Source organism: Streptomyces sp. NPDC007983 (assembly GCF_042958345.1).
Lineage (GTDB): Bacteria > Actinomycetota > Actinomycetes > Streptomycetales > Streptomycetaceae > Streptomyces.
The window spans coordinates 1-21,734 of sequence record NZ_JBIBJI010000016.1 but is presented as its reverse complement, the minus strand read 5'-3'; the positions used below and the strand labels follow the sequence as shown (position 1 = coordinate 21,734).

The window sequence follows — 21,734 nt, the reverse complement described above, 5'->3', positions numbered from 1 at the left end:
GGGCACGGGCAGCGATGGCGGCACGGCCGGCGCGGCCGGGCGCGGGCGTGCGGGCGGCGCAGTGTCCGGCGGCGACCGGGATGACGGGCCGGGCGGCCCCGGCAGCGCAAGCGGCACGGGCGGCTCCGTGCCCGGCGGCGGCGCGAACGCTGTGGGCGGCACAGGCCGTACGGGCCGCACAGGCAGCGCGGCCGGCGCGGGCAGTACCAGCGGCCCGGCCGGGGCCGGCGCGGGCGATACAGGCAGCCCGAGCGGGTCGGGCGGCAGCGCGGGGGCCGTAAGCGGCACGGGCGGCGCGGGCAGCCCGGGCGGGGTTGCCGACCCGGGGGCGGTGCGGCGGCGCGCCGAGCGGCGTGGCCAGCGCATCGCGGCGGGCGCCACAGAGCTGGAGCAGCGGCTGGCGGACCTGCTGCGCGACGGTCTGGCCACGGCCGACCGCGCCGGATACGGGGCGTGGGACGAGACGGCCGCCCGCATGGTCGACGCCCAGGCCCCCGGACTTGGGGCGCGGGTGCGGGAGTTGGCCGCCATCCCCTCCTCCGGCCCCGGCTGGCCCGCCCGCCTGCTGGAGGAATGCGCCCTGGCACACCTCCTCAACCAGGGCTTCCTCCACCTCGACAGCCTGCCGGAGGAGCTGGCCGCCACCACGCGTTCACGGGTCGGCGTCACGACGCCGGTGGCCGAACTGCTCGCGCACGGGCAGCCGATCCGGGACCACTGGCTCGTCCTGGGCGGCCAGGACAGCGAGGACGGCAAGCTCACCACCCGGCGGATCTGGCTCCGCGGCCGGGCCACGGGCCGGATGGCGCTGCTGCTGTCCTTCGGCGCGGCGGGCCGATCGCCCGAGCCGGCGCTGCCGCCTGGTCTGGTGCTCGACGCGGACCTCGTCTACTACCCGGGCACGCGTCCGCTCCGGGCCGCGCTGGGCACCCGCTATCCGCCCGCCGCGGCCGCCGAAGCCCCGGCGCCCGCCGGGGTGCCCGACGGCGGCGGCGTCGACGCGGCGCTCGCCGCCTACGGCGAGGCGCTGAGCGACGACCCCTGGCTGGAGGGCTGGCCCGTCGTGCTCTCCGGCGTCACGCCCGTCCCCGGTGCCGACGGATGGCAGTTGGCGGACGAGGCCGCCGGGACCGCGCTCCCCGTCGACCCGAGGTGTCTCGGCCGTACGAACCTGTGGCAGCTCACGGCGATATCGGGCGGCCGCCCCGTCACCGTCTTCGGCGAATGCGGGCACCGCGGCATCACGCCCCTCACCACCTGGGATCCGGAACCCGTCCCGCTCGCCATCGGCACCGGCCCGACGTCGTACGGAGGCACGCGTTGACCAGCACCAGCAGCAGCACCAGCGCCAGCGCCAGCACCGCGCCCGTGGCGTGGGACGACCTCGTCGCCGCCGCCCTGCTCGGCACCGAGCGCCGCACCCCGCCCGTCGCCGCGCGCCCCGGGCAGGACGCCGCGTCCGCCCTGCTGGACGCCGCCGCGCTCAGCACCGTACGGCGGCGGGCCGGGCTGCGCCCCGCCCCCGCCCGGCCGGGCCCGGAACCCGCGCCCGAGGACCCACGCCCGGCGCTCCCGCCCGCCGCCCGCAGCCGGCTGGCGATGCTGCTCGCCGACCGCTCGGCCCCCGGGCGCAGCGGACCGCGTTCCGCCCCCGACCTGGCCGAGCTGCTGCCCCAGTGGCTCGCCCTCGCCAACCAGTACGGCTACCGCGCGCCCGACGCCCTGCTCCCCACCCTGCTCGACGCGGCCCGCGCCCGTACCGACCTGCGGCCCGAGGCGCTCACCCTCGGCGGGCCCCGGGCGCTGTGGCTGGCCCGGCTCAACCCGGACTGGAAGTTCGCCCTGCGGGGCGCCCCGCCCGGGCGGGGCGCGGCGCCCGCGTCCGGGCCGGGCGGGGCCGCCGCGTCCGACGCCGAGGTGCGGCGGCAGTGGGAGGAGGGGCTGTTCGCCGAGCGGGTGTCGCTGCTGGCCCGGACCCGCCACCGCGACCCGGCGGCCGGGCTGGCCCTGCTCAGCGGCACCTGGTCCACGGAGCGGGCCGAAGACCGGCTGATGTTCCTGGACTCGCTCCGCGACGACCTCGCGCCCTCCGACGAACCCTTCCTGGAGCAGGCGCTGTCCGACCGCAGCCGCAACGTCCGGGCGACCGCCGCCGAACTGCTGGCCGCGCTCCCCGACTCCGCGTTCGCCGCGCGGATGGCGGAGCGGTCCGCGCGCTGCGTCTCCCTGTCCCCGGACAACGGGCAGATCACCGTCGACGCGCCCGCGCGGTGCGACAGCGGGATGCAGCGCGACGGCGTCGTGCCCAAGCCGCCGTCCGGTCGGGGGGAACGGTCCTGGTGGCTGAGCCAACTGGTGGAGGCCACGCCGCTGGCCCGCTGGTCCGAGTGGTTCGGGGGGCTGGACGCGGACCGGATCGTGGCCCTGCCGGTCGCGGACGGCTGGAAGGGCGACCTGCACGCGGCCTGGTGCCGGGCTGCCGTGCGGCAGCGGAGCGCGGAGTGGTCCCGCGCGCTCCTCGGCACCCCGGGCGCGCCTCCCGCCGCCGCGGCCTGGCGGGACCCGGCGAAGCTGCTGTCCGCCCTGCCCGCGGCGGAACGGGCCCAGTGGGTCGCCGACTTCGTCGCCTCCCACGGGCTGTCCGACGCGTTCCGGCTGCTGGGGGTGTGCGCGGTGCCGTGGGCCGAGCCGCTGGGCAGTGCGGTCGTGGACGCGCTGGACATCGCGCGGGACGCGGGCAGCTACCCGTGGAGTTTCAGCGGGGTCATGGGCCTGGCCGAGCGCTGCCTCGACCCGGCCCAGGCGGACCGCCTGGAGGTGCTGACCGCCCTCCCGGACGAACCGGAGGGCGCGGCGCCGGGGGCCGGTGGGTACTGGTCGGAGGCGTTCCAGCGGTTGGTGGGGACGCTGAGGTTGCGGGCGGCCATGCGGTCCGAACTGACCGGCGGCTGATCCCCCGCCCCACCCCGCCCCTCCCCGAAACCGGGGTGCCACCCCGGGCCCCGGTCATGGGGTCCGGGTCCCCGGGGCCCGACGGGGCGGACCGGGTCCCCGGGGCCCGACGGGGGCGGACCGGGTGCGTGGGCAGCGGCCGGGCGTGGCGGGTCAGGCGGCTACGGGGCGGACGTTTCGGCGGACCCAGTCGACGATGGACGTCGTCGTCGCGCCCGGGGTGAAGATCTCCGCCACGCCCTGTTCCTTCAGCGGGGGGATGTCCGCGTCGGGGATGATGCCGCCGCCGAAGACCTTGATGTCCTCCGCCTCGCGCTCCCGCAGCAGCTCCAGCACCTTGGCGAACAGGGTCATATGGGCACCGGAGAGGATCGAGAGGCCGATCGCGTCGGCGTCCTCCTGGATCGCGGTGTCGACGATCTGCTCGGGGGTCTGGTGGAGGCCGGTGTAGATGACTTCCATGCCCGCGTCGCGCAGCGCTCGCGCGATGACCTTCGCGCCGCGGTCATGGCCGTCGAGGCCCGGTTTGGCCACCACTACACGGATCGGACCGGTCACACCCATCGCAGCCTCCAAGCCCTAGCGCGCGCATCCGCGTGAACGAACGTTATCTCCAGCTTCCCGCAAGCATCCCCTACCCGGCAGTTTCGCGATGCGCAGGGAGGGGGAAATCACACCCGGAACATGTTCGACCTCGGGTCGACCACCAAGGGGAGCCGCAGCGGGGACCGTCGCACCGCGCAGCGCCGCCCGGCAGCCGTATGGACGGCGGCATGGCATGGGCATGGCGGCGCGGTGCGACGGCGCGGTCTGTCACGGCCACAGTTACGGCTGCCCCGACGCACGGGCACAAGGGGGCGGTCGTCGTGGGCCTCGTATACGCACAGCGCAACCGGGCTCGGGCCCTCGCTCTCGATCTGGCGATCCTCGCCGGGCACCTCCTCCTCTACCCCACCGGCCTCCGGCAGGAGCGTCCGCCCGCCACACCCCCGCCCGACCTCCGAGGGCACCGCCCCGTGCTGCTCCTCCACGGCTTCATCGACAACCGTTCTGTCTTCGTGCTGCTGCGCCGCTCCCTCCTCCGCCACGGCCGCCAGCATGTCGAGGCCCTCAACTACTCCCCCCTGACCTGCGACCTCCGCACCGCCGCCGCGCTGCTGGCCCGCCACGTGGAGGACGTCCGCGCCCGCACCGGCCACCGCCAGGTGGACATCGTCGGCCACAGCCTGGGCGGGCTGATCGCGCGGTACTACGTCCAGCGGCTGGGCGGCGACGTACGGGTGCACTCCCTGGTCACACTGGGCACCCCGCACTCCGGCACCCGCGTCGCGCCCTTGTTGTCCGCACATCCGCTCGTGCGTCAGATGTGCCCGGACTCCGAGGTGATAACGGAGTTGAGGCAGCCTGCCCCCGAATGCCGTACGCGTTTCGTTTCTTTCTGGAGTGATGCGGATCAGTTGATGATCCCGGCGGAAGTCGCCCGCATAGACCATCCGGATCTGATCTTTCGCAACATCAAGATCAGCGGTGTGGGGCATCTCGCCCTACCGGTCCGCCCGGCCGTCGCCGCCGGGATCCGGGAGGCCCTGGACGCCGCCGATGCCGCGCAGGCGGACACTTCGGGCGCTTTCTCGGTCGCTTGATACGGCCGAAAATTGCCGAACAACCGTCGAACGCCGGGCCAAGAGTGGGCGCACAGTCAACCGAAAGAGGTCCAAATGCCCTTTCCCGTGCTGCTCAAAACTTGCTGAAGATTGTCGCTTCCGCGTACCGCCGGGTACAGTCGCCGCTAATTCTCCTGCAGCCGAGGCGAAAGAGAAGTTGGTGGTGAACGACCGTCACCCGTTGGGGGCAACCCCGACCGTCCCCGCTCCAGACGCCTCGTATTCCTACGACGAGGCCTACGGCCAGCACCAGGACACAGCGCACGGTTACGCCGGGTACGACGGGTACCCCACCGGCAGCTTCGCCAACCTCGCCGCGTACGACGAACCCGACCCCCTCTACGGCTCCCTTCCCGGCGGTTACGGGGACGGCCAGGGCGGCGACCCCAACGGCGGGCACAGCGGCCAGTACGACGCCACCCAGTGGAGCGACGGCGGCGCGTACGACACCGGCGCCTACGACACCACCGCGATGTGGGCCGCCTCCGGCTATCAGCTGCCCACCGAGGTACCCACCCAGCGGCAGGACGACACCGGCGGCCAGTGGGACGCCGACGCCTGGGGCACGCAGTCCCACCAGTGGGACACGGGCGCGTACGACACCACCGGGCAGTACGGCGACGCCGCCACGGGGCAGTTCGACACCGGCCAGTTCGACACCACCGGGCAGTTCGACACAGGGCAGTACGACACGAGCCAGTACGACACGGGCCAGTACGACACCGGGCAGTACGAGACCACCGGGCAGTTCGATACGGGACAGGTCGATACGGGCCAGTACGACGTCTCGGGGCAGTACGAGGTCATCAGCCAGCACGCCGCGTACGACACCTCCGGCGTCGACACCGGGCAGACCCAGTTCTGGGACACCTCGGCCTACGCCACCGTCGACGAACCGCAGTACGACGAGCCGCAGTACGACGACGGGACGGCACCCTCCGAGCACGCCGAGCACAGCGCGCACACCGCGCAGACCGCGGTCTTCGAAGCGGTGGCCGAGGCGGAACCGGAACCCCACCCCGACCCCGAACCCGCCGCCGACATCACGCCGCCGCCCGCCGCCACCGCCACCCGCTCCGGCGGCCGCGCCCGCCGCCGCACCGCGCCCTCCCGCCCCAAGCGCTCCGCGCTCCTCACCGTCGCCGTCCCGTCCGTCTGCGCGCTCGGCGTCACCGCCGTGGCCGCCGCTTCCGTGAGCGGCATGTCCAGCGACAAGAAGGACGACACGACCACGCAGGCGGCCCCCGACGCGCAGCCCGTCAAGGCCTCCGTCGCCAACAGCGAGATGGACACCCGGCTCGCCGGGGTCGACGACGGCGTCAACGACTTCCGGGAGCGCGCCAGCCGCACCCAGGAGCGGATCGACCTCAAGGCGCGCCAAGCCGCCGAGAAGAAGCGCAAGGCCGAGGAGGCGGCGCGCAAGGAGGCGATGCGGCCGAAGTTCGCGCTGCCGGTCAAGCAGCACGGACTGAGCGCCGGTTTCGGCCAGGCGGGCATCAACTGGATGTCCCTGCACACCGGGATCGACTTCCCGGTCAGCCAGGGCACGCCCGTCATGGCGGCGACCGACGGCACCGTGCGCACCCAGTGGAACGACGCCTACGGCAACATGGTCATATTGACCGCTCCCGACGGTACGGAGACCTGGTACTGCCACCTCAGCAGCACCAAGATCCGCTCCGGGACGGTCAAGGCCGGTGACGTCATCGCCTACTCGGGCAATTCCGGCAACTCCACCGGCCCGCACCTGCACTTCGAGGTGCATCCGGGCGGCGGGGCGGCAGTGGACCCGCAGCCGTGGCTGCGCAGCCACGGCCTCGACCCCAACTGACCGCCCCCTCACAAAACAACGTCGGCGTCAGAGCTTTTCGACCGGCGCGTACCGCAGCAGCAGCCGCTTCGGCTTCTCGCCGCCGAAGTCGATCGTCGCCTCCGCGTTGTCCCCGGTGCCCTTCACCGCCACCACGGTGCCGAGCCCGAACGAGTCGTGCGTCACCCGGTCCCCGATGGCCAGGGAGACCACCGGACGGTCCTTGGCCCGCCGCGTCGCGAAACCGGACGCAGAGGACGCAGAGGATCCAGCCCGCGAGCGCGACGACGAGAACCCCGACGACAGTCCCGACCCGGAGCCCGCCCCGGAACCCGACATGGCGCCCATCGACGCCGACGGGGTCGCTGGCCCGGTGCGCCGCCACCGCACGTACTGGTCGGGGATCTCCTCCAGGAAGCGGGACGGCGGATTGTACGCGGGCTGGCCCCAAGCACTGCGCATCGTCGACCGGGACAGATACAGCCGCTCGCGGGCACGCGTGATCCCCACGTACGCCAGCCGCCGCTCCTCCTCCAGCTCCTTGGTCTGCCCGAGCGCGCGCATGTGCGGGAACACCCCGTCCTCCATGCCGCTGAGGAAGACGACCGGGAACTCCAGCCCCTTGGCCGTGTGGAGCGTCATCAGGGTGATGACCCCGGCGCCCTCCTCGTCCTCGTCGGGGATCTGGTCGGAGTCGGCGACGAGCGCGACCTGCTCCAGGAAGTCCGCGAGCGTGCCGGGGTTCTCCTCGCCCCGGTCCTGCTCGAACTCCAGGGCCACCGAGGCCAGCTCCTGGAGGTTTTCGATACGGGTCTCGTCCTGCGGATCGGTGGACGCCTGCAGCTCCGCCAGATAGCCGGTGCGCTCCAGCACGGCCTCCAGGACGGTCGCCGGGCCCGCGCCCGACTCCACGATGGTCCGCAGCTCCTCCATGAGCGTGTTGAACCGCTTGACCGCGTTCGCCGAGCGGGCCGCCATGCCGTACGCCTCGTCGACGCGGCGCAGCGCCTGCGGGAAGGTGATCTTCTCGCGCGCCGCGAGGGCGTCGATCATCGCCTCGGCGCGGTCGCCGATGCCGCGCTTGGGCACGTTCATGATGCGGCGCAGCGGTACGGCGTCCTCGGGGTTGGCCAGCACGCGCAGGTACGCGAGGACGTCGCGGACCTCCTTGCGCTCGTAGAAGCGGACCCCGCCGACGACCTTGTACGGCAGCCCGACCCGGATGAAGACTTCCTCGAAGACACGGGACTGGGCGTTGGTGCGGTAGAAGACCGCGACGTCCCCGGCCTTGGCGTCCCCCGCGTCCGTCAGCCGGTCGATCTCGTCGGCGACGAACTGGGCCTCGTCGTGCTCGGTGTCGGCGACGTAGCCGGTGATGGTGGCGCCGGTGCCGGCCTCGGTCCACAGGTTCTTCGGGCGGCGGTTCTCGTTGCGCTCGATGACGGCGTTGGCCGCGCTCAGGATGGTCTGGGTGGAGCGGTAGTTCTGCTCCAGCAGGATCGTCCGCGCGTCCGGATAGTCCTCCTCGAACTGGAGGATGTTACGGATCGTGGCGCCCCGGAACGCGTAGATCGACTGGTCGGCGTCGCCCACGACGCACAGCTCCCCGGGCTCCACGGCTTCCTCGTCCGTGCCGGAGCCCGCGCCCGCGCCCGCGCCAGTGCCCACCAGCTCGCGCACCAGCGTGTACTGAGCGTGGTTGGTGTCCTGGTACTCGTCGACCAGGACGTGCCGGAAGCGGCGGCGGTAGTGCTCGGCGACGTCCGGGAACGCCTGGAGCAGATTGACCGTGGTCATGATGATGTCGTCGAAGTCGAGGGCGTTGGCCTCGCGCAGCCTCGACTGGTACATCGCGTACGCCTCGGCGAGCGTCTTCTCGAAGCCATCCGCCGCCTGCCCCGCGAAGGTCTCCTCGTCGATCAGCTCGTTCTTCAGGTTGGAGATCTTGGCGCTGAACGACTTCGGCGGGAACTTCTTCGGGTCCAGGTCGAGATCCCGGCACACCAGCGCCATCAGCCGCTTCGAGTCGGCGGCGTCGTAGATCGAGAACGATGAGGTGAAGCCCAGCTTCTTCGACTCGCGGCGCAGGATGCGGACGCAGGCGCTGTGGAACGTCATCACCCACATGGCGTTCGCCCGCGGGCCGACCAGCTCCTCGACCCGCTCCTTCATCTCCCCCGCCGCCTTGTTGGTGAAGGTGATGGCGAGGATCTGCCCGGGGTGCACGTGGCGGGTGCCGAGCAGATACGCGATGCGGTGGGTGAGCACCCGGGTCTTGCCGGACCCGGCCCCCGCGACGATCAGCAGCGGCGAGCCCGTGTGCTCCACGGCGGCCCGCTGCTGCTCGTTCAGCCCCTCCAGCAGCGCCGCCGGGTCGATGGCCGGGCGGGCCGCGCCGTCCCGGTAGTACGCCTCTCTGGTCCCCCCGCTCGGCACCGGCGCGTCGAAAGCGCCCGTGAAGAGGTGGTGCGGCACGTCCTCGCCGCCTGAACCGCCGGCGGGGTCCGGGTGCGCGGAATCCTCGGGCGGCGGGGGCTCCTCGCTCGGAGGCCCGAGATCCGCCAGGAAGCTGTCGTCAAAGAGGCTGCTCATCGCTCACCGAGTTTAGGCGGCCGCACTGACAGCCTACGCATGGACTGCACATGGATGTCACGAAACGGTTTCGGGCAAAACGACCACCAGCCTTCACAGGAGCACCACGAGTTGGCTACCGTCCTCCCCCAGGCGGCCCGTACACCCGTCGGCGAACCGCGCCGGCCCGGGCGGCCTCCGCCGAGTCCGGCCACGTCGCAAGGCGCCCGGAGCCGGGGACCCACAACGCAACATGGGGTGAATCGGCCCGAGTGGCGGTACGACGCGTACGACATGTCGTCCATCCGCAGAGGCCGTAGGGCAACCTTCCGAACCGCCCGAACCCGACAGCTAACCCGGTAGGCGGTCCACGGAAGGAGTCGCCTCCCTTGGCGTCGCACCGCAAGCCGCGGACCCGAATACCCACCGCCACGTCGTCCACCGGGCGCCGTACCGCCGTCGGATTCACCACCGCCGCCCTCGCCTCCGTCACCCTTCTCTCCCAGACCGCGAACGCCGCCCCGGGCGACCCGAGGCCCGGCACCACGCAGTCGATCGAGGCGGTCAAGGAGAAGGTGGACACCCTCTACCACCAGGCGGAATCCGCCACCCAGCACTACAACGCCGCCAAGGAGCGCTCCGAGCAGCAGCGCACCAAGGTCAACCGGCTGCTGGCCGATGTCGCCGAGAACACCGAGAAGCTCAACGAGGCCCGCCGCACACTCGGCACCTACGCCGCGGCCCAGTACCGCAACGGCGGCATGACCTCGAGCGCCGCGAGCCTGCTGTTCTCCAACGACCCGCAGGACCTCTTCGACCAGTCCCATCTGATGAGCCGGATGGCCGGTTCGCAGAAGAGAGCCGTCGACGACTTCCAGACGCAGGCGGCGAAGGCCGCCAAGGAGCGCAGGGAGGCCGCCAAGAGCCTGGCGTCGCTGACCGAGACCCAGAAAGAGCTGAAGACCAAGAAGAAGTCCGTCCAGGACAAGCTGTCCCAGGCCCGCCGGCTGCTGGCGAGCCTGACCGCCAAGGAGAAGGCGCGGCTGGCGGCGATCGAGAAGAAGAAGGCCGAGGAGGCGCGGCGCAAGGCGGCCGAGCTGGCCGAAAAGCAGCGGCAGGCCGCGGCCCAGCAGCAGCAGGAGCAGCAGCAGGAGCAGCAGTCGAGCGGAAGCTCCTCTTCCGGCAGCGGCTCCAGCACCGGCTCCTCCACCTCCACGAACAGCACCAAGGCGGCCAAGGCCATCGACTTCGCGGAGTCCCAGCTCGGCAAGCCGTACGTCTGGGGCGCGACCGGCCCCACCTCCTACGACTGCTCAGGGCTCACCCAGGCCGCCTGGAGGGCCGCCGGTGTCTCGCTGCCGCGCACCACGTGGGACCAGGTGAAGGCCGGTACGCGTGTCTCGACCTCCGACCTCAAGCCCGGTGATCTCGTCTTCTTCTACGACGACATCAGCCACGTCGGGCTCTACATCGGCAACGGCATGATGATCCACGCCCCGAAGCCGGGGGATGTGGTCAAGAAGGCACCGATCACCGAGATGCCGATCTACGGAAGCGTCCGGCCCGCATAGCGGTAGTAACGGCGGTAGACAGACGCTGCGGCTGCCCGATGCGCGATCGGGCAGCCGCACCGCTTCCGCGTCACATGATCACGCGATCACGAGATCACGTGCCCGGCTTGCGCCCGTACACGTACACGTCGTCGCCGTTCCGCAGCAGGCTCCAGTACTTCTTCGCGTCGCCGGACCGCATGTTGACGCAGCCGTGGGAGCCGGGCGGCGACCATACGCTTCCCGCGATGGAGTGGAAGGCCTGGCCGCCGTCGAAGAACTGGCTGTACGGCATGGCCACGTGGTACAGCGTCGACCAGTGGTCGATGTCCCGCCAGTAGACCTTCTTCAGCCCGGTGCGGGTCTCGTACTTGTCCCGCCCGCTGCGCACCGGCACCGGCCCGAACACCAGCCGCGAACCGTCCTGCACCCAGCTGAGCTGCCGGGTGAGGTCGACGCAGGCGATGCGGCCCTTGTTGGTGGGGCACTTACGCGCCGCGTTGGGGTTGTGCCCCGCCGCCCGCTGCGCGTTGATCAGCTTCATGACGCCCCAGGTGACGGGGCCCGCGTAGCCGATGGTCGGGCTGATGCCGTGGTTGATCTGGAAACTCCGCGTCGCGCGGCAGTCCCCCGAGGACTGCCGACCGTCGACGGGACGGCCGAGGAACCTCTCGACCTGCTTCTGATACGGACCGGTGCTCGCCGTACACGACGTCGCCGCCTGCGCCGGTGCCGTACCGAGTGCGACGGACAACGGCACCACCATGCCCGCCATGCCCAAAGCCACCGCCGTACGGCGGCGCCATGCCCGCCACGCCCCGAACTCTGCCTTTACCCCCATTGCGCGCTCCCTCCGGGCTTGCCCTTGACGGGTAAGACAGTCGAAGAGCGCGTCGGGTTGCGCTTACAGGTGCGATTTCCCCCATTCCGCCCCTTCCCGCCCCCGGTTGGCCCATCGGCGACGCGGGAGGGAGGGGAGGGGAAGGGAGGGAGAGCCGGTGCCGGGTCAGGTCCAGAGGACGGCGATGAAGATGTTCACCGTCGTCAGCGCGCCGACGGCGCCGAACAGCGCGGGCTCCACCTTCTCCTCGTCCCGCTTCACATACACCAGCCCCAGGATCACGACCAGCAGCGCCAGCTTGACGCCGATCTTGACCGTGTTGACGGTCTGATCGTCCGCCTGGTTCAGCCCGACCAGTGCGGCGCCCGTGACCAGCATGGTCAGGGCGCCGTGCAGCATGCCCGGCGTCATCCGCGCGCCGCCCCCGCGCATCGCCGTGAGCTGGGAGAGGAAGCCCCCCAGCAGGGCGGCGATGCCGACGATGTGCAGGCCGACGAACACATTGATGAGTACGTCCATGGCATCGGAGACTAGCCCCGCACATATCACCGCCAGTCACCCGGGTGGGCCCCGATCGGCACATCGGTCACAGCCGCCCCGATCCCGCCCTCCCCGCGCCGACCCCGTGATCAGCGGACGCCACCGGTAGGACGATTCCGTCCAGCTCCGGTCATCTCAGCGCGCCGCGCCGCCCCCCGGCCTAGCTTCCCCTCACAAGACATCCTGTCCCCGCATGGAAGGTGAATCGCCGCAGTGGCGCCGCAGCCCCCTACGAAGCCGAAGCAGCGGCACCGCTCGTCGCTCACCGGCACCACCATCCGCACCGCCGCGACCCTCGCCCTCGCGGGAGTCGCCTCCGCGACGGCCCTCCCGGGCATCGGGCACGCCGAGCCCCGCCTGACGTCCGCCCAAGTGAAGGCGAAGGTCGACGCGTATCAGCGGGAGGCGGAGGAGGCGACCGAGAAGTACGACGGCGCCCGGGCCGCGGCCGACCGGGCGCAGCGGTCGCTCCACCGGTTACGCGACGAGGCCGCCCGCCGCACCGCCCGCCTCAACACGGCGCGCAACGCCCTCGGCGCCTTCGCCACCGCCCAGTACCGCTCCGGCACCGTCGCCCCCACCCTTCAGCTGGCCCTCGCCTCCTCCCCCGCCCAGTACCTCCAGCGCGCCTCGCTCGCCGACCGCGCGGGCGACCGCCAGGCGGTGACGATCGCGAGCATCACCCGCGAGGAGCGGTCGCTGCGCCGCGTCCGGGGCGAGGCGGCCGACCGTCTCCACGCGCTGCGCGCCGCGCGGGCGGCCGCGTCCCGCCACAAGCACGCGGTCCAGGAGAGGCTGGCCGCGGCCGACGCGCTGCTGGCCAAGCTGACCCGCGCCCAGCGCGACCGCCTCCGCGCCGCCCAGGAGGCCCACGCCCGCACCACGTCGACGCCCGGGCACCACGCCCCCGCCCGGACGGGCGGCCGGGCGGCCCGCGCCATCTCCTTCGCGTACGGGGCGATCGGCAAGCCGTACGTCTGGGGCGCGACCGGGCCGTACGGCTACGACTGCTCGGGGCTGACCCAGGCCGCCTGGCGCGCCGCCGGGGTGTCCCTGCCGCGCACCACCTACACCCAGATCAACGCGGGCCGCCGCATCTCGCGCGGCGAACTCGCCCCCGGTGACCTGGTCTTCTTCTACTCCGGCGTCAGCCATGTCGGCCTCTACATCGGCAACGGCCTGATGATCCACGCCCCGCGCCCCGGCTCCCCGGTCCGGGTGGCCCCGATCGACCAGATGCCCTTCGCGGGCGCGGCCCGCCCGGTCTAGCGGTCTCGAAGGAACGGCAGCAGGTGGTCGAGCAGGGCCTCGGGGCGCTCCTCGGGCACGTAGTGGCCGCAGTCGGGGAGGACGACGCTGTCGAGCCGTTCGGTCACCGGGTCGAGCAGGGCGGCGAGCCGTTCGCCCTGGCCGCGGGCTCCGGCGACGCCGAGGACCGGCATACGGAGCGGGTGCTGCTTGCGCCGGTTGTTCTGGGCCATGTTGTCGTCCGTGGCCCGGTAGTACTCGAAGCTGGCGCGCAGCGCTTCGGGGTCGCGGGCGAGGGTTTCGACGTAGAAGTCGATGGCCGAGTCGGGCAGCGGCCGCGCGGCCTTCACCCGGAACTGGTCGCCGTAGTAGATGTGCTCGCGTCCGCGCACGAGCTGTTCGTTGATGTCCCGCTTCCGGTTGAAGGCGAAGTGCCACAGCATGTCGTTCTGCGCCTCGGGGCCGAAGACGGGGATGTCCGGCGCGAGGCCGGGGATCATGGCGTCGAGCAGGGCGAGGCGTTCGACCGCGTCGCCGTGGTCGGCGGCGAGGGCGTAGCCGAGCCACATGCCGACGTCGTGCCCGGCCATCGCGAAGCGCTCGTGGCCGAGCGCCCGCATGAGGGCGACGAGTTCGGCCGCCACGGTGCCGGTGTCGTAGCCGGCGCGGGGCTTGTCGGACGGCCCGACGCCGCGCGGGTCGACCGCGACGACGCGGAAGTGCTCCGCGAGGCGCGGCATGACGTGGCGCCACACGTACCAGTTCTGCGGCCAGCCGCCGACGAGGAGCAGGGGCCGCCCGGTGCCGCCCTGCACGGTGTGCAGGCCGACGTCGCCGACGCGGACGAGGCTGCTGTCGAAGACGTCCGTGAAGCCGTCCGGGAGCCAGGGGCGCCGCTCACGGTGCCGAAGCCGGTGAGCGGGCGGGACGTGGTCGTGTTCGTGGTCGTGGTCATGTGTTGCTCTCCTTGCGCATGTGTCGGGTCACGGGGACGGGGACGGTGAAGGCCGGCGGCCGGCTCCGCCGACCGTCCGGTTGAGGAGGGCGATCACGGTGAGGAGTGCGGCGAGGAAGCCGGAGAACCACAGCGTCGCTGTCGTCGGGGTGGTCAGTTGTGCGGCGAGGCCGAGTCCGAGGGAGGTGACGACGAGACCCGTGTAGGCGGCGAGGAAGAAGGTCGCCAGGGCCTCCGCGCGCACGTCCGCGGGCGCCGCCTCCGTGATCAGCGCGACCGCGGCTTTGAACAGCGTGCCGGCGCCGACCCCGGCGATGATGCCTCCCGCGATGAAGAGAGCGGGGGCCTCCAGCACCATTCCCGCGGCGACGGCGGCGCATCCGGCGGCTTCCGCGGCGACGCCGAGGGCTCGGCGCGCCGCGGGCCGCAGGGCGCCGGTGAAGCTCTGGCCCAGTACCGCGGCGGCGAAGACGGCGAAGACCACGGCGCCCGCGACGGCCGGCGACGTCTGGCGCAAGGTGGTCGCGACGAATCCGGGCGCCAGGGACGTGAAGAGCCCGAAGATCGCCAGGGCCGCGCAGCCGCACGCGACCGCCAGGCAGAAGGGTCCGGCGCCGCCGTGCGGACGCACCCGCTGCACGCGGTACGGCACCGGGCGGGTGGGGCGGTCCACGGTCTCCGGCAGGGCGGTGACGGCGACGGCCCCGGCGACGAGGAGCACCGCGAAGACGGCGTAGGGCGTACGGATCGGGGCCGGGGCGTACGCCGCGAGCAACCCGGCGACCAGCGGGCCCACGCCGAGGCCGCCGACGTTCGCCGCCGTCGACACCGCCTCGAAGCGGCCCGCTTGGCGGCTCGCTTGACGGCTCGCCCGCCCGGTCGTGGGCCGCGAGCGTATGTGGAGGTCCTGGAGGTAGGCGGTGGCGGTCGGAGTCGCCATGCCCACGCCGAGTCCGGTGACGAACCGGCCGAGGAGAAGGCCGGGGAGTGCGGGCCACACGAGGAAGAGGGCCGCCGCGGCCAGCTGACTCAAGAGCGCCGCGACGAGGACCGGGCGACGGCCGGTGCGATCGGAGAGATGACCGGCGGCCACCAGGCCGACCGCCACCCCCACCGCGTACACCGCGAAAACCACCGTCACGGTGAACGAACCGAAGCCGTCCCGCTCCTCGTACAGCGGATACAGCGGCGTCGGCACGGTCGAGAACGCGGTGGTGACGGCGAACACCACCGCCACGACCCAGAACCCGATCCGGTGCCGCCCGTGGCCGGACGGGTTGCCGTACGGGACCTGAGACCTTCTTTCCGGGGGCTCCACGATGCGATCGTGGAACCATTCCAACTGGTTCATGCGAACCTGTCTAAATGGTTCCACAGGGCGATGTCAAACATTGGCCTTCGGACGACGGAGCGCCTAGGATGAACCACCATGACCGGTTCACCCACCCCCGGAGACTTCCGGCTCGGCAACGAGATCCTTTCGTTCCGCTTCGTCGCCACGCTCAGCGAACGGCGCGGCGACGCGGTGGTGGAGCGCATCGCCACCCCGGAGCGGCTACGGGCGTGGCTCGCCGTCAACGAGCTGGGCAGCGCGGACATGCCGCTCCCCTCCGACGCACTCCTGCGGGACGCCCGCGAGCTGCGCGAGGCCATCCACCGGGCGGGCACCGCCATCGCCGCCGACGGCGTGCCCGACCCGGCGGACGAGGACCTGCTCAACCGCTGGACCGCACGTCACCGGGCGCGGCTCGTCCTCACCGGCGGGCGGGCACGGTGGCGCCTTCCGGACACCGACCCCGCCCGCGCGGCGCTGGCCGTCGTCGCCGTCGACGCGGTCACGACGCTGGGCACCCACCACGGCAGCCATGGCGACGGCGTGATCAAGCGCTGCGAGCAGCGCACGTGCGGGGGGCTCTTCCTGGACACCAGCCGTGGCCGGCGACGGCGGTGGTGCTCCATGGCGACCTGCGGAAACAAGGTGAAGAAGGCGAACATCAAGGCGGCGCGAGACGGCGCCGCGGCCGGGCACGGCGACCGGATGAGCTGACGCCGGGACAGCATCGCCCTAGCGCGCCGGATTCGCGGCGGCCCACGAGGAGCACTTCGACGCCGTCCTCGGCTTCGGTAACCCGGTGTGGGCGCGGCCGGCAACTCGTCAGTGGCCGGGTGCGGTGCGCCGTGGCTCGGACGGCGCACCGCACCCGGCCGGGCCTCTCCTGACAGTCGTAATGGCAGCCAATGGCGCCGCTGCCCACGACTGTTCGGCCCTGCGTGCTCAGTGGCGCGTCAGAAGAGTCCCGGCCGCCAGCACGGCGCCGAGCAGCAAGGCCGCCACCCCGTATGTGAGGCGGTGTGCGCGCAGCCCCGGGAGCAGCCGGTCGACGGCGTACCGGCCGGGACCGGTCAGGGCGAGGGCCGCGGCACCGGCGGCGAGCACCACCGCGTACTCCACGCCCTCGGGCAGGAAGAAACCGCCGCTCGCGTCCACGACGACGGCATTGACCATCGTGCCGAAAACAGCGGCACCCGCGAGCGGCGTGATCAGGCCGAGCACCAGGCCGATTCCGCCGAGCATCTCGGTGATCCCGGCGATGGCGGCCATCGTCCTGCCCGCCGGATACCCCATGCCGGTGAATGCCTTGCCGATGCCGTCGAGGCCGAGGCCGCCGAACCAGCCGAACAGCTTCTGCGAGCCATGCGCCGCGATGGTCAGCCCGAGCACGATCCGGAGCAACAAGAGCCCGGTGTCGTACGCGTGCGCCGATGCGGTGGGGGTGGGTCCATCAGCGGCCGAAGACTCGGGGCTGGTGGGCGGTGCGTCAACAGCGGCGGGAGTGGGAGGCATGAACGGATCTCCTTGCGTCAGAGGGGATTTGAGTACGGATCTTGCGGAATGCCGTCACGGGACAGGTGCCGGCGGATCGCCCGATGACCGTTGTTCGCGTTCAAATCCCGAAATGACCCTAGCGGAGGGCGTGAATGCGCACAACGAGTCTCTTGCTTTGGGCGGCCGTAGTCCAAGCGGGCGTCAGAGTCGTTTCCTCGCAGTTTCGTCGGGGTGGCCCGCGCGTCAACTACCTCTCTGTACAGAGATTTTGACGCCGTGATTGATCTTTCATCATCAGGCAACTGCCGAGAAACTCCAGGCCGTCGGCGGGCTGGTGAAATCTTCAGCAAGCGCCAGAGGGCGATGACAGAGCTCCGTACAGAAAGAGAGAGTCCATGTTTGCGTCTTTCAGCGAGGTACGAACCGGTCGCCCTTCAAACGGCCGACGGCGGCTGATGCGGGCCGCGGGGACTCTGGTGGCGGCCGGCGCGATCGCGGGTTTCGCCGGGACGGGCACCGCCTCGGCGCATGACAAGACGCCGTCGCGCTCTGTCACGAGCCCGGTCGGGGAGTCCGTGGGCGCCCTGTGGCACCACGTCGAGATGTACCACCTGAGTGACCCCACGTGGGAGGTGACCAGCATGCTCACCGACCCGGCCGGCAACCTCAAGGTTCACGGGAAGATGGCGGACGATGTCCTCTCCCCCATCGCGGAATCCGCCGTGGGTACGCTGGGCGGCTGATTTCCCGACCCGCCGTCCGCTTGACGACTGTCGAAAATCCCGACCAGTCCGGGGAAGCCGCCACACCAAGGGTGCTCCCCGGACTGCTCGACAGGGCAGTCAATTTCCATGTCCCATGCCGCGCGGATGCCCTGTAATCGCTGCGCGGGAAATCCGCTGGCGAGAAGGGAAAGTGATGAGCGCTGCGGAGGCGGCAATAATGACCGCCAAGGATGTGCCGGATTCGGTGAATACGCCGGGTCCGGAGTTCGTGAGCCGTGCCACGGCACTCCGCGGACTACTGGAGCGGAATCGCGTCGCGGGCGATGAACGGCGCCGCCTGACCGATCCGGTCATGGCCGAACTCGCCGGAACCGGACTGTCCCGAATGTGGGTGCCGAGGCGGTTCGGGGGGTGGGAATGCGACCTTCGCACCATGGTGGACACCACGATCGAGGTGACGAAGGGGGACCCGTCCGCGGGCTGGGTGCACTGGATTCTCGGCTGCGGCGACTGGCTGGTCGGGCTGTTCCCCGAGGCCGGCCAGGCGGAGGTGTACGCGAACGGGCCTGACACGCGGGTGTGTTCGGTCTTTGCTCCCAGCGCGACGGCGCACCGCGTCGCAGGGGGCTGGACGGTCAGCGGACGGTGGAGCCCCGCGTCCGGCTGCGCACATGCCCAGTGGGCCATGCTCGGCTTTCCCCGGCCCGACGCGGCGGAGAAAGGGCACCACCCGGACGACGGAGATCTCGGTTTCGCTCTCATCCCCATGAGCGAACTGCGGGTCGAGGACACCTGGTTCACCACGGGCATGCGTGGCACCGGCAGCAACACCCTTTCCGGTGAACACCTCTTCGTACCCGACCACCGTGTGCTGCCCGTGATGCCGGCCGTCCGCGGTGACCTCGCGCTCCAGGAGGGCGGCGCCGGCAGCCCCCGGTATCGGACGGCGTTCCTGCCGACCCTGGTGACCCACATGATGGGCCCCTACATCGGGATGGCCCGCGCCGCGCTGGAACTCGTCTCGAAGGACGCGTCGACGCGCGGTATCTCGTTCACGACCTACGGCAGGCGCAGCGACTCCACGGCGTTCCAGCTGGCTGTCGCCGAGGCGACGGCACGCGTGGACGCGGCTACCGCTCTGGCCCACAGCGCGGCTGAGAGCATCGACGCCTACGCCGCCGCCGGGACGTACCCCGATGTCGTCTCCCGCGCCCGGGTCCGCATGCACTTCGGACATGTGGTGGCTCAGTGCTGCGAAGCGGTCGACCTCCTGGTCTCCGCGCACGGTGCCTCCGCGTTCGCCGAGGCGAATCCGCTCGGAGGCATCGTCCGCGACATCCAGACGGCCAGTCGGCACGCGTTCGCCAGCCCGGTGGTCAACAAGGAGGTGTTCGGGCGCGCCGTGCTGGGCGTCGAGGAAAACATCACCGAATTCATCTGACGCCTCCGAGGCGACCGGTTACGGCAGAAGCCCGGCCACCCACGGCAGCCCGCCCACCTACAGCAGGGAGACAGCTGTGCCCACAGCCGAAACGGCCCCACGCGGTATCCAGGACACGATGTTCAACGTCTTCATGGCACGCGCCCTGTATGCCGTCACCTCGCTCGGCATCCCCGACCTGCTCAGCGACGGGCCGCGGTCCTGCCGCACCCTCGCGGACAAGACCGGCGTACGCGCCGACTCGCTGCACCAGGTGCTGCGGGCCGTGGCGAGCACAGACGTGCTGCGCACCGTCCCCGCTCACGGCACCGTGGCCGGGACCGGGGGGACGGACAAGGACGGAGACGGGCAGGCCTACGCGTTGACGCCCATCGGCGAGACCTTGTGCACCGGCCACCCCAGCGGCACCCGCGACATGGTGCTCACCCTGCAGGGTCCCATCTGGGACGCGCTGACCGTCCTCCCCCAACGGCTGGCCACGGAGAGGACCGGAACGGAGATCGCCCTCGGCCTGCCGTGGTTCGACTATCTGCGGCAACGCCCCGACAAAGGTGCCGCGTTCGACCGCATGATGATCGCCGTGCACGGTGACGAGCCGGAGGCCGTGGCCCGCGCGTACGACTTCTCCTGGGCCGAGCACGTCACGGACGTCGGCGGCGGCGTCGGAACCTTGCTGCTGTCCGTGCTCCGCGAGCATCCCCATCTGTCCGGTGTGCTGTTCGACCTTCCGGAGGGTACGGAGCACGCCCGCGATTACATCGAGGCCTCCGGAATGGCGGACCGCTGCGGCACCGACAGCGGCAGTTTCTTCGACGCGGTGCCGCCCGGGTCCGACGCGTACCTGCTGTCGCACATCCTGCACAACTGCGACGAGGACTCCTGCCTGCGCATCCTCCGCTCCTGCGCGGCGGCGATGTCCCCGCGCAGCCGGCTGCTCATCGTGGAGATGGTGCTGCCCTCCGGCGACGAGCCACACCCCGGCAAGGTGCTGGACCTCGCGATGGTCACGCTCACCACCGGCCGGGAGCGCACCGCGCAGGAGTACGAGGCCCTCCTGGCCCGGGCCGGGCTCCGGCTGCGGGAAGTCGTTCCCACCGCCTCCGCGGTCAGCGTTCTCGAGGCGGTACTGGAGACCGCCTGACAAAGCACTACCAGGCCCCCTGGTTCCGACGACTCGACACCGAAAGCCCACCCGGCTCAACAACAGAAGCCATCAGTTGCAGCCGGCCCGTTCAGCGAGGTGTGACATGAACAGCACAAATCTATCCATCGTCGGAATCGGCGCGGTGACCGGCTACGGCTGGGGAATCGACACCATGTGGGACGGCCTCTCCAGTGGCCGCCCCGCCGCCCAGCAGTGGTACGAGCTGGGCGGCCGATTCCCGGAGGGCTGCTGGTTCGCCCGGGTCCCGGAAGGTCCGGAGCGCGAGAACAGCGGCACGTCACGGTACGCGCAGGCCTACGCCGCCGCCGTCGACGAGGCGCTGCAGGACGCGCGGAACTCGGGCTGGGAGCCCGGCGAACGGGTCGCGATCCTGCACTCGACGACCCGCGCCGACCTCGAACTCATGCGTACGCGCTATCTGGCCCCCGAGTCCGTCAGCCCGCGGCGTTCGTACGTGGAGCAAGCGTGGACCACCCCTCCTGGCATGGCCATGATGCGGCACCAGTTCACCGGGCCTTCCATGGTGGTCAGTGCGGCCTGTTCGTCCGGGCTGCACGCACTGGCCGTGGCGCAACGGTTGCTGGACTGCGGAGACGCCACCGATGTGGTGGTCACCGCGGCCGACATCGGGTTCGACGGCGAGGAGATGACTCTGTTCGCCTCGCTCGGCCCGCTCATCCACGACGCGCCGCCGGAGGCCGTGTGCCGGCCCTTCCAGGAAGGCTCCCGCGGGTTCGTCCTGGGGGAGGCGGCCGCCGCGGTGGTACTCAGCCGCTCGTCCACGGCCCAGCCGTACGCCAGGCTGTTGTCGTCGACGCTCGGCAATGACGCCTACCACCCGGTGGCCATCAAGCCCGACCACGTCCAGATGCTGCGCGTCGTCGACGAGGCGCTCGCCGCCGCCGGCACCGAGCGGTCCGCCGTGGAGTACTACAGCGCTCACGGCACCGGCACCGAAGAGTGCAACCAGGCCGACACGGCAGTGCTGGACCACCTCGACCAGGCGGCGGGCTACGGGCTCAAGCCGCTGCTCGGTCACACGATGGGCGCCGCCCCGCTGATGGACACCGTGGTGATGGCCGCGTCATACCGGTCGGGCCGCCTCCCGGTACCCAAACCGGTATCGAACGGGCACCCCCGGCTCGCGCGAGATGCCATCGAGCGCGGCAGCGGGGTCACCCTGCAGCTCGGCATCGGGTTCGGCGGCAACATCTCCGCCGCCGTCTTCGACGGCCCGCCGACTCCCGGACGGGCGGCCTGAAGCACCGCGCTCCGCCGTGTCCCGGCCGTCGGGTCCCGGCCGTCGGGTCCCGGCCGGGGGGGGGGGGGCCCCGGGGGGGGGGGGCCCCCCCCCCCCCCCCCGGGGGGGGCCCCCCCCCCCCGCGGAACGGGGGGCCCCCCCCCCGGAGGCGCCCCGGGCTGGAGCACACCCCCCCACCGGCGGG

Annotated in this window: 18 protein-coding genes and 1 riboswitch; of the genes, 11 read left to right on the top strand and 7 right to left on the bottom strand. The window is 71.8% G+C overall.

The genetic code is table 11. The annotated features are described in order from the left end of the window. Positions 1 to 127 precede the first annotated feature (127 nt). Both ACFZCY_RS34555 and ACFZCY_RS34550 read left to right on the top strand, forming a co-directional pair. Entirely contained in the window at positions 128 to 1,324 is a 1,197-nt protein-coding gene (locus tag ACFZCY_RS34555; protein WP_391182849.1) for a hypothetical protein, read from the top strand. Beyond that, positions 1,321 to 2,952, top strand: a complete 1,632-nt coding sequence (locus ACFZCY_RS34550; protein WP_391182342.1) for a DUF5691 domain-containing protein — start codon at positions 1,321 to 1,323, stop codon at positions 2,950 to 2,952. Before ACFZCY_RS34555 ends, ACFZCY_RS34550 begins: the two co-directional genes overlap by 4 nt. Positions 2,953 to 3,105: 153 nt before the next feature. On the opposite strand, the gene ACFZCY_RS34545 is transcribed toward ACFZCY_RS34550, so the two are convergent. Further along, entirely contained in the window at positions 3,106 to 3,516 is a 411-nt protein-coding gene (locus ACFZCY_RS34545) for a cobalamin-dependent protein (protein ID WP_391182339.1), read from the bottom strand. A gap of 302 nt (positions 3,517 to 3,818) precedes the next feature. Here ACFZCY_RS34545 and ACFZCY_RS34540 point away from each other — a divergent pair, with 302 nt between their 5' ends. Then, on the top strand, positions 3,819 to 4,595 hold the full coding sequence (locus ACFZCY_RS34540) for an alpha/beta fold hydrolase (protein ID WP_391182337.1): 777 nt from the start codon (positions 3,819 to 3,821) through the stop codon (positions 4,593 to 4,595). Between the two features lie 184 nt (positions 4,596 to 4,779). Then, the gene (locus ACFZCY_RS34535) at positions 4,780 to 6,447 is read left to right on the top strand and encodes a peptidoglycan DD-metalloendopeptidase family protein (RefSeq protein ID WP_391182334.1); all 1,668 of its coding nucleotides are present in this window, start codon (positions 4,780 to 4,782) and stop codon (positions 6,445 to 6,447) included. A 27-nt stretch (positions 6,448 to 6,474) separates the two neighbouring features. Here the strand turns inward: ACFZCY_RS34535 and pcrA are convergent, their stop codons facing one another. Continuing rightward, complete coding sequence (gene pcrA / locus ACFZCY_RS34530; protein WP_391182332.1) at positions 6,475 to 9,018, bottom strand: DNA helicase PcrA; 2,544 nt, start codon at positions 9,016 to 9,018, stop codon at positions 6,475 to 6,477. 168 nt (positions 9,019 to 9,186) lie between these two features. Further along, positions 9,187 to 9,379: riboswitch (cyclic di-AMP (ydaO/yuaA leader) on the top strand. Positions 9,380 to 9,386: 7 nt separating this feature from the next. Here pcrA and ACFZCY_RS34525 point away from each other — a divergent pair. Next, a complete protein-coding gene (locus tag ACFZCY_RS34525; RefSeq protein ID WP_391182329.1) occupies positions 9,387 to 10,568 on the top strand; it encodes an NlpC/P60 family protein in 1,182 nt (393 codons plus the stop codon). 94 nt (positions 10,569 to 10,662) lie between these two features. On the opposite strand, the gene ACFZCY_RS34520 is transcribed toward ACFZCY_RS34525, so the two are convergent. Further along, a complete protein-coding gene (locus ACFZCY_RS34520; protein WP_391182326.1) occupies positions 10,663 to 11,388 on the bottom strand; it encodes a L,D-transpeptidase family protein in 726 nt (241 codons plus the stop codon). A 165-nt stretch (positions 11,389 to 11,553) separates the two neighbouring features. Next, positions 11,554 to 11,907: a hypothetical protein gene (locus ACFZCY_RS34515; RefSeq protein WP_391182323.1), complete on the bottom strand. Its 354-nt coding sequence runs from the start codon at positions 11,905 to 11,907 to the stop codon at positions 11,554 to 11,556. Between the two features lie 225 nt (positions 11,908 to 12,132). On the opposite strand from ACFZCY_RS34515, the gene ACFZCY_RS34510 reads away from it, so the two are divergent. Then, on the top strand, positions 12,133 to 13,197 hold the full coding sequence (locus tag ACFZCY_RS34510) for an NlpC/P60 family protein (RefSeq protein ID WP_391182847.1): 1,065 nt from the start codon (positions 12,133 to 12,135) through the stop codon (positions 13,195 to 13,197). Here the strand turns inward: ACFZCY_RS34510 and ACFZCY_RS34505 are convergent. Together ACFZCY_RS34505 and ACFZCY_RS34500 are read right to left on the bottom strand one after the other, a co-directional pair. Continuing rightward, positions 13,194 to 13,991 carry an alpha/beta fold hydrolase gene (locus tag ACFZCY_RS34505; protein WP_391182320.1) on the bottom strand — a complete coding sequence of 266 codons (798 nt, stop codon included), beginning with the start codon at positions 13,989 to 13,991 and terminating at the stop codon, positions 13,194 to 13,196. The two genes, ACFZCY_RS34510 and ACFZCY_RS34505, sit on opposite strands and share 4 nt — an antisense overlap. A 168-nt stretch (positions 13,992 to 14,159) precedes the next feature. Continuing rightward, positions 14,160 to 15,482 (bottom strand): MFS transporter, encoded by a 1,323-nt coding sequence (locus ACFZCY_RS34500; RefSeq protein ID WP_391182317.1) that lies wholly within the window; start codon positions 15,480 to 15,482, stop codon positions 14,160 to 14,162. A 78-nt stretch (positions 15,483 to 15,560) separates the two neighbouring features. Here ACFZCY_RS34500 and ACFZCY_RS34495 point away from each other — a divergent pair, with 78 nt between their 5' ends. After that, complete coding sequence (locus ACFZCY_RS34495; RefSeq protein WP_391182314.1) at positions 15,561 to 16,178, top strand: ABATE domain-containing protein; 618 nt, start codon at positions 15,561 to 15,563, stop codon at positions 16,176 to 16,178. 228 nt (positions 16,179 to 16,406) lie between these two features. On the opposite strand, the gene ACFZCY_RS34490 is transcribed toward ACFZCY_RS34495, so the two are convergent. After that, positions 16,407 to 16,976: a DoxX family membrane protein gene (locus ACFZCY_RS34490; protein ID WP_391182312.1), complete on the bottom strand. Its 570-nt coding sequence runs from the start codon at positions 16,974 to 16,976 to the stop codon at positions 16,407 to 16,409. Between the two features lie 458 nt (positions 16,977 to 17,434). On the opposite strand from ACFZCY_RS34490, the gene ACFZCY_RS34485 reads away from it, so the two are divergent. From ACFZCY_RS34485 to ACFZCY_RS34470, 4 genes are all read left to right on the top strand, one after another. Then, complete coding sequence (locus ACFZCY_RS34485) at positions 17,435 to 17,701, top strand: hypothetical protein (RefSeq protein WP_391182309.1); 267 nt, start codon at positions 17,435 to 17,437, stop codon at positions 17,699 to 17,701. Positions 17,702 to 17,876: 175 nt separating this feature from the next. After that, complete coding sequence (locus ACFZCY_RS34480; RefSeq protein WP_391182306.1) at positions 17,877 to 19,124, top strand: acyl-CoA dehydrogenase family protein; 1,248 nt, start codon at positions 17,877 to 17,879, stop codon at positions 19,122 to 19,124. Between the two features lie 76 nt (positions 19,125 to 19,200). After that, positions 19,201 to 20,265, top strand: a complete 1,065-nt coding sequence (locus tag ACFZCY_RS34475) for a methyltransferase (protein WP_391182303.1) — start codon at positions 19,201 to 19,203, stop codon at positions 20,263 to 20,265. A 106-nt stretch (positions 20,266 to 20,371) separates the two neighbouring features. Next, positions 20,372 to 21,550 carry a beta-ketoacyl synthase N-terminal-like domain-containing protein gene (locus ACFZCY_RS34470; protein ID WP_391182300.1) on the top strand — a complete coding sequence of 393 codons (1,179 nt, stop codon included), beginning with the start codon at positions 20,372 to 20,374 and terminating at the stop codon, positions 21,548 to 21,550. Positions 21,551 to 21,734 lie beyond the last annotated feature (184 nt).